General features: G+C 63.1%; 8 protein-coding genes. 2 read left to right on the plus strand and 6 right to left on the minus strand.

Annotated elements, in window-relative coordinates; translation table 11 throughout:
* Positions 1 to 101: 101 nt before the first annotated feature.
* Positions 102 to 239 carry a hypothetical protein gene (locus IP65_RS21560; protein WP_156306782.1) on the plus strand — a complete coding sequence of 46 codons (138 nt, stop codon included), beginning with the start codon at positions 102 to 104 and terminating at the stop codon, positions 237 to 239.
* Here IP65_RS21560 and IP65_RS19950 read toward each other — a convergent pair whose 3' ends face one another.
* Together IP65_RS19950 and IP65_RS19955 are read right to left on the minus strand one after the other, a co-directional pair.
* Positions 240 to 1439, minus strand: a complete 1200-nt coding sequence (locus IP65_RS19950; protein WP_054132798.1) for an IS91 family transposase — start codon at positions 1437 to 1439, stop codon at positions 240 to 242.
* A gap of 4 nt (positions 1440 to 1443) precedes the next feature.
* Entirely contained in the window at positions 1444 to 2352 is a 909-nt protein-coding gene (locus IP65_RS19955; RefSeq protein WP_054132799.1) for a tyrosine-type recombinase/integrase, read from the minus strand.
* A gap of 369 nt (positions 2353 to 2721) precedes the next feature.
* Here IP65_RS19955 and IP65_RS21100 point away from each other — a divergent pair, with 369 nt between their 5' ends.
* Positions 2722 to 3144: a DUF4826 family protein gene (locus tag IP65_RS21100; RefSeq protein WP_082350281.1), complete on the plus strand. Its 423-nt coding sequence runs from the start codon at positions 2722 to 2724 to the stop codon at positions 3142 to 3144.
* Between the two features lie 245 nt (positions 3145 to 3389).
* On the opposite strand, the gene IP65_RS19960 is transcribed toward IP65_RS21100, so the two are convergent.
* The 4 genes from IP65_RS19960 to IP65_RS22060 all read right to left on the minus strand — a co-directional run.
* Positions 3390 to 4865 (minus strand): serine hydrolase, encoded by a 1476-nt coding sequence (locus IP65_RS19960; protein WP_054132800.1) that lies wholly within the window; start codon positions 4863 to 4865, stop codon positions 3390 to 3392.
* A gap of 71 nt (positions 4866 to 4936) precedes the next feature.
* A complete protein-coding gene (locus IP65_RS19965; protein WP_054132801.1) occupies positions 4937 to 5560 on the minus strand; it encodes a hypothetical protein in 624 nt (207 codons plus the stop codon).
* Positions 5557 to 5823 carry a PadR family transcriptional regulator gene (locus IP65_RS19970; RefSeq protein WP_054132802.1) on the minus strand — a complete coding sequence of 89 codons (267 nt, stop codon included), beginning with the start codon at positions 5821 to 5823 and terminating at the stop codon, positions 5557 to 5559. Before IP65_RS19970 ends, IP65_RS19965 begins: the two co-directional genes overlap by 4 nt.
* A gap of 296 nt (positions 5824 to 6119) precedes the next feature.
* Positions 6120 to 7144, minus strand: a 1025-nt coding sequence (locus IP65_RS22060) for a tyrosine-type recombinase/integrase (protein ID WP_054132806.1), incomplete at its 5' end; no start/stop codon positions are given.

Consider the following 7144-nt stretch of genomic DNA (forward strand, 5'->3'; position numbering starts at 1 on the left):
GCTCGCACACGTCTATGGGTAAAAGGGCTTTGGTGTGGATTGGGGTGACTGAAGCAAGCCCACCGGCCAGCCCGTGATGGGCGGAACAGCATGGAAGTCAGATGACCATTGTGCTCGAAGCGCCGCTGATCCTGCTGGCGATGAGCCCAGTTTTGACTGTGCTGGCGGCGTCGACACACCTATCCCCATTGGCCGAGGCGCAACGTTCACGGCCATCATGCAGGGTAAGCCATGCCTGATCATGGCGTGTTCTTTCGGGTCGGCGGCGCCGATTGCGGCGGAGCGCGGGGCTGGCACCAGCGGGCGAACGTTTCGATGATGGTCATGTGCCCGCCGCAACATGGGCATGGCGGGCGATGATCGGTCGGTACGTCGGGGTCGGTGTCGGTCTCTTCAATCTGCGCGGCGACGCCAAGCAGCCTGCGGGCCAGCGCCATGGCCTCCTTGTGGGTTGAACTGGCAAGCAGGCCGTAATGCCGGATGCGGTGGAAGCCGCGCGGCAGGACGTGGATCAGAAAGCGGCGGATGAACTCGTCGGCTGCCAGCGTCATGACCTGCTGGCGCTTGCCACCGTCGCGGCGATAATCCTTGTACCGGAACGTCACGCCGGTCTCGTCGAACCCGATGAGCCGCCGGTTCGAAATGGCAACGCGGTGCGTGTAGCGCGAGAGATAGGCCAGCACCGCCTGCGGGCCGGCAAAGGGCGGCTTGGCATAGACCACCCAGCGCTTCTTCCGGATGGGCGACAGATGCCGCAGGAAGGCCTTGCGCTGTGCGAGGCCAGCCAAGGTGCCGAAGAAGCCGAGCCTTCCCGCGTCGAACAACGCCAAGAGGCGCGTGAGGAACAGCCGGCGGAACAAGGCCCCCAGCACGCGCACAGGCAGCAGGAATGCGGGGCGCGACGAGATCCAGCGCGTGCCCCCGAGCGCGATGCCGCCGCCGGGCACGATCATGTGCACATGCGGATGGTGCGTCAGCGCCGATCCCCAGGTGTGAAGCACGGCGGTGATGCCGATACGTGCGCCCAGGTGCTTGGGATCGGCGGCGATGGTCAGCATCGTGTCCGCGGCAGCGCGGAACAGCAGGTCATAGACCACCGCCTTGTTCTGCCAGGCAATGTCGGCGATCTCGGCGGGCACGGTAAACACCACGTGGAAGTAGCCGACCGGCAACAGATCGGCCTCACGCGCGGCCAGCCAGGTACGTGCGGCGGCGCCCTGGCACTTGGGACAGTGCCGGTTGCGGCACGAGTTATAGGCGATCCGCCAGTGCCCGCAGTCGTCGCAGGCCTCGACGTGACCGCCCAGCGCGGCGGTGCGGCAATTCTCGATGGCCGTCATGACCTTGAGCTGGCCGAGGCTGAGATGCCCGGCGTGGGCCGCCCGATAGGCGGGCCCGGCGCTACGGAAGATATCGGCGACCTCGAGCGAGGTGCGCACCGGCTCAGCCGGGAGGAGCCACCTGCGGCTCGAGCAGCGTCGTCAACTTGTCCAGCGGACTGATGACCGCGCGCACCGTTCGGGTTGCGACCGTGGTGTAGAAAGCGGTGGTCTCGAGGTTCGCATGCCCGAGCAGCGCCTGAATGATCCGAATATCGACGCCGTCTTCCAGCAGATGCGTCGCGAAGCTGTGGCGCAGGGTATGTGGGCCGACACGCTTTTTGATACCCGCAGCTTCGGCAGCATCGACAACGATCCGATGGAGCTGCCTGGTGCTGAGCGGCTTGAGATTGTGCATGCCTGGGAACAGCCAGCCATCGGCATGCATGACGCCTTGCTTGCTGCCGACCGTCCACCACTCGCGCAAAAGGGCAAGAAGGTCAGCGGGCAGGAGCGCATTGCGATAGCGCCCGCCTTTACCGCGCTCCACGCGCAGGAGCATGCGCTTGCTGTCGACATCGCGGACCTTCAGCATCGTGACTTCGGCAGCGCGCAAGCCAGCACCATACGCAACGGACAGTGCAGCCTTGTGCTTCAGGCAGTTGGTCGCGCCGAGGAGAAGCACGACCTCGTCGCGGCTGAGGACAATGGGCAAGGAGCGCGGATTCTTGACCGTATAGAGCTTGCGGGACAGATCCGGGCGATCAATCGTGTGAGTGAAAAAGAAACGCAGCGCAGAAACGATGCTGTTCATGGTCGGGATGCCAACACCCGCCTCGCGCTGTTCGACCTGGAATTGCCTGAGTTCTTCTGCCGTCGCGGTATCGGGGGGACGCCCAAGATATGTGGCGAACCTCGCGACATGCCGCACGTAATCGAACTGGGTCTTCCGCGTGAACCGGCGCATGTTCATGTCTTCGATCATGCGCTGACGCAGTGAAGTGACGGGGGCATCAGACTGAACATTGGTCATGGTACGACTCCTCGGTTGAAAGGAGCCGCAATCGTCTGCCTACATGGCCCACACCTCAACTTAGACCAAGACCGCCGATTACTGGCCAGACCTCAAGGCAGGCACCACTCCCGCGCCAGCGGGTTCGTACAAGTCCCAGCCCTCGTCATTCAATAGCCCCACGGCGACGGTGAACGAACGACGGGTTCCGACGCAACAGACTGGGTCCCTGAACGTCCGGAATTAAGGCGGCAGCCACCCGAGCTTAACGCGGGCGCGCTGACGGCGACTTTCGCCATCCACGCACAAAAATCTGCCGTTCCGGACTTGGTGCTCATGGCGGTATTAAATCGGCTTGACCTGTGACTATGGCTAGCATCTAAATTCGCCATGACCGACGAAGATGAAGAACGCTGGTGTGCCGAGCAACGATCCAATGTTGTGACTTATCTTGCTGGCGAGAAGTGCGCCTCGACAAGTGTGGGCGAATGGCCTGCTTGGTACATGCCGCCGATGCTGTCGGTTTGGGCTGTTGAAAGCGCAGAACATCCCGGTTCGGTCGGATGGTGGGCTGTATCAGGTGATTTGCCAACGGACTACACGGAATGTCGCGGCGAGCGACACCCACGACAAGGTTTGCGTGACATCGGGCAGCGTTGGCAGATTGCAGCGGAAAAATGGCTAAAGGGCGAGACTTTCGACAGCTGGCAATTGGGGAACGGCAAGTGCCACACAGAGTTGGCTCCTCTTCTCGCAGCTCGCGCGAAAGCACTTCTGGAGATTGTTGCGGATGATGAGAATTGGGATGAGTAAATAATATCCGCCCCCCAATTTGGGGCCATCAGGGCTATTCGGGGCGCGCGCAGAACTGGTCAATCGTTGGCTCGCCCCTTTTGATGAACGAAAGCAAGGTTTCGTAGTCGGCATCCAGCCCAGCGAATGTCTGGATTGGCGGCGATGCTGGAAACAAGCAGGGCAAGAGTTTGGCTGCAAGCCGGACCGGTCTTTTCGGATTGAACCATCACATCGATGAAAAAAGATTCACGCCGTTCGGTTGTCTATGCTGGCGTCTTCGAGCGTACCAGCTTCATCGGAGGGCCGCCCTCGATAATGGTGCAGCTCGAAAAATCCGGTGCGAATTTACAGGTGATGCCCATCGTTTCGGACCGGAAGCTGACGGGCGACAAGGCCATCAGCCGCTCGAAGGCCGGGGCTCCGGCGAGCCTGCCAAACAAGCCTTCCGGGCGCGCTTCGAAATCGACCTTGAGCCCACCGCCCTCGAAATGGCCGGCCGCTCTGGAAAGCTCGGCGAGCGACAGCGTCTTTTCCCCGGTTGCGGGGGCTGCGATCTCCGGCCAGCCATAATCGGTCGCGACGGCACGCACGACGTCTGCGGTCAGGCGTCGGCCATCTCCGCCATTGGTCATAACCACGATGCCTTCGCCTTTCCCGCGATAGGCGATCATGAAGGATTCGAACCCCGGATTGACGCCATCATGGCCAAAGCGCGGAGCCTCGTCGGGATAGAGCGCCAGCCCGAGGCCCCAATTGTCCTTGACCGGTGTCATCATCTCCCGCGTCATCGCTGGCGAAAGGCGATGCCCGTTATCACCTGCGGCAGAGGCCTGCAGATCGATCAACACGCGCGCCAGGTCGCTCGCGCTGGTCCACAAGCCCGCCGGTGCGAGCTGGGGCATGACCGCGTAATGGCCCGCAATCGTTTTGCCCCAGGCCGAACCAAACGCCATGTCGGCCCGGATTTTCGGCGATGGCGGCATGGCAAAGGCGCTGCGCGTCATGCCGAGCGGACCGAGCACCTCGCGCTGGGCAAGTTCGGCGAAAGGCATGCCGCTGACGTCCGAAAGGGCCAGTTGTGCCACCATGTAGCCGCCGCCCGAATATTCAAACTGGCCACCTGCGGGCAGCACGCTGCGCACGGGCTGGTTGTCCGCAGGTGGCAACCCGTCCAGAATCTGGACGACCGTGGGGAGCACATCGCCGGGCCGATATGCCTGATCGAAGCCATGGACGCCAAGACCGGCCGTGTGGCTGAGCAACTGGCGCAGGGTGATGCCATGCGGCGCCAGCTTGTCGTCCTTCGGCATCTGCCACGAGCGAAGCGCCTCGTTGATGTTGCGATCCAGCCCGATCTTGCCTTGCTCAACCAGCCGCAATGCGATGATTGCTGTGATGACCTTGCTGATGGAGGCGGCCTGGAAGGTGGTGTTCGGGGTGACCGGCGCGCAGCTTTCAAGATCGCGCAGGCCCCAGCCGCGCGCCCAGGCGATCTTGCCCTCATGGATCACCGCGACGCTGATTCCCGGCACATCGTACCGGCGCATGTCCTCGACGAGCGTGAGCGGCTGCTCGCCCGGCCTGATGACCGCCGGACGCAAGCTGGTTTCGACATAGGCGGTGTGCGCATTGCTGGGTCCGCCGATGGCGATGGAAGGCGCGGCACACGCCTTGGGCGCAGCTTGCGCGATGGCGGGGTAGGCGGCGATCGTGCCCAGCAACAGGGCGCAAAAGGTCATTCGTGCTTGCGGCATCGTCTGGGTCTCCAGCGTCGGGGGAAGGGAGGCGCGGCTCCCCGAGCATGACAGCGTTACGAAGGCGGCAGGCTGAGATCTTCGTGCCACCGGCAAAGGCCGGCGATCAGCCCCAGTTCGATCCCCAGCACCACGGCCAGCGTGATGGCCTGGCTGACGTCGAGGAACATGCAGCCCATAAACAGGATCAAGGTCGTGATCGCGGCCAGATTGGCGACGCCGGTCGAGGTCGCGCGCCGCCAGTCGCGCTCAAGCATCAGCCAGGCGAGACGCAACTGTCCCCCTCCGGACAGCAGCAGCAGCAAGCTCAGCGAGGGTGCAACCACCCGATAGGCGCCGCCAATGATAAGCTTTTGCGCGACGGCCATGCCGGCACCCGGTCCGCCCTTGCCGCCGAACAGATGCGGCAGGCCAAGCAGCGCGGCGCTGATTTCCATGGCCGCGATGGGGACCATCACGGCGATTGCCAGCGTGTAATTGGTCAGGACGAACCGCCCTTCCTGCGCCATCGGCATCTGGCGCAAGGCGCCGATCAGGCATCCGATCGCGAAACTCAACCCGCGTCCGTCCTCGGCGGCGATATCGAACTCCTCCCACATCGCCTGCGCCCATTCACGCCGGGCTTCTCCAAGACACTGGCAGGCCAACGTCATCAACGCGCGGGAGAAGGCAATCATCATATCCCGGCGGCCCTGGGTGAGAGTGGGGCAGCGCCGGGCGCAAGCTCCTGCATCAGCGCGTAGCCTTTGGCGGTCAGGCGGTAGGCGTGGCGTGCTGGGCGGCCGGGCTGAACGGGCTCGCGCCATTCCGCTTCGACCAGCCCCTGGTCGGTCATCCGCATCAGCAGCGGATAGAGCGTGCCCGAGAGCAGGCCTGTTTCCTTCATCAGATCATAGCCGTGGTGCCACTGCCGGTCCGACAGGGCCTGCAGCAGGGAGGTCATCTGCTTTGAAGGGCGACGGTTTCGTATCATTCGCTATGATCAACATATGTAGATTTAAGAGTCAAGCGCTGTTGAACTGCTCGGGGAGACGAAGGTGCTGGCAGGCAAACCATGGCCGACGGCGTTGAAAAATGTCAATCAAGGGGTGCACAACCTGACTGAACGAATGGTCAGTTTCGACGATCAAGATCGAGATACTGGACGGCCGTTTTTAGGGCGGGAACCGCCCCCCCCCTTTCGTCATGATGGGGTTACAGTAACCGATCGCTGATCCGCATTCTGCCAGCAGGCGCATGTCAGGCCGTTCGAGCCCTCTCGAAACCTTCAACGTGGAGGGTGCCGTTTTGCTTCAAGAAGCCAAACACGTGATCGGCCCACTCCTGCAACATGCGCCGGCGCGGTGACAGGTACAACGCGCTGTTGTAGGCGCTGCGGACATCATCGCGGTCGGTGTGGGCAAGTGCCATCTCGATCCAATCGGCACGATAGCACTCGGCTTCATTGGCCCAGGTGGAGGCCAGACCGCGGAAGCCATGGACTGTCTGTCGACCGCGATATCCCATGCGGTAACAACCGTAGATCATGGTGTTCTGAGAAATGGGCTGGCCCAGCTTGTCACCGCCGAAGACGTAACCACTCGTCGAATAGATCCTGACGTCGCTGAGCAACGACACGACCTGACGCGACAGCGGCACAAGGTGCTCGCGTTCCATCTTCATCCGCGCCGCGGGCACGCGCCACAGCGGCTCGGGCCCATCGAGTTGCTCGAACTCGTCCCAGCGCGCAAGGCGGGTCTCGTTGGTCCGGGCCCAGGTCAACAGCGTGAACAGCAACGCCGCACGGGTTACGGCGCGACGGCGCGGATTCTCCTCGCCGTCATAGCTGTCGATTGCCCGAACCAGCGCAGGCAGCTCCTGCAGCCCCACCCGCGCCATGTGCCGGACGCGCGGCTTCGGCTTTAACAGATCAGACAGATATGCCGCCGGATCCTGATCAGCCCAGCCTTGCGGGATCGCGAAGCGATAGATTTGACTGACGTGCTGCTTGATACGCCGGCTTACGTCGAGCGCGCCGCGCGCTTCCACGGCCCGAACCATGGCCAGCACGTCGGCACTGGTGATCGACCGCAGCGGCCGATTGCCGAGCACGGGGAACGCATCACGCTCAAGTCGTGTCATCAGTCGCTTGGCGTGGCCTTCGTCGAGATTGCCCTCGCGGTTCTCATGCCAGGCCCGCGCCGCCTGCTCGAACGTCTTGCCGGCTGGCGACTTGTTGCTGGCGCCAGGGTCCCTCCCTTGCCCCAGCGCCACCCTAGCTTCGG

It is taken from the genome of Novosphingobium sp. AAP1 (genome assembly GCF_001295765.1).
Lineage (GTDB): Bacteria > Pseudomonadota > Alphaproteobacteria > Sphingomonadales > Sphingomonadaceae > Novosphingobium > Novosphingobium capsulatum.

What these genes read in the sequence shown, in the direction of transcription:
- IP65_RS19955 (WP_054132799.1), bottom strand. Translation starts at nt 2,352, where the DNA reads ATGACCAATGTTCAGTCTGATGCCCCCGTCACTTCACTGCGTCAGCGC.
- IP65_RS19965 (WP_054132801.1), bottom strand. Translation starts at nt 5,560, where the DNA reads ATGATGATTGCCTTCTCCCGCGCGTTGATGACGTTGGCCTGCCAGTGT.
- IP65_RS21560 (WP_156306782.1), top strand. Translation starts at nt 102, where the DNA reads ATGACCATTGTGCTCGAAGCGCCGCTGATCCTGCTGGCGATGAGCCCA.
- IP65_RS21100 (WP_082350281.1), top strand. Translation starts at nt 2,722, where the DNA reads ATGACCGACGAAGATGAAGAACGCTGGTGTGCCGAGCAACGATCCAAT.
- IP65_RS19960 (WP_054132800.1), bottom strand. Translation starts at nt 4,865, where the DNA reads ATGACCTTTTGCGCCCTGTTGCTGGGCACGATCGCCGCCTACCCCGCC.
- IP65_RS19970 (WP_054132802.1), bottom strand. Translation starts at nt 5,823, where the DNA reads ATGACCTCCCTGCTGCAGGCCCTGTCGGACCGGCAGTGGCACCACGGC.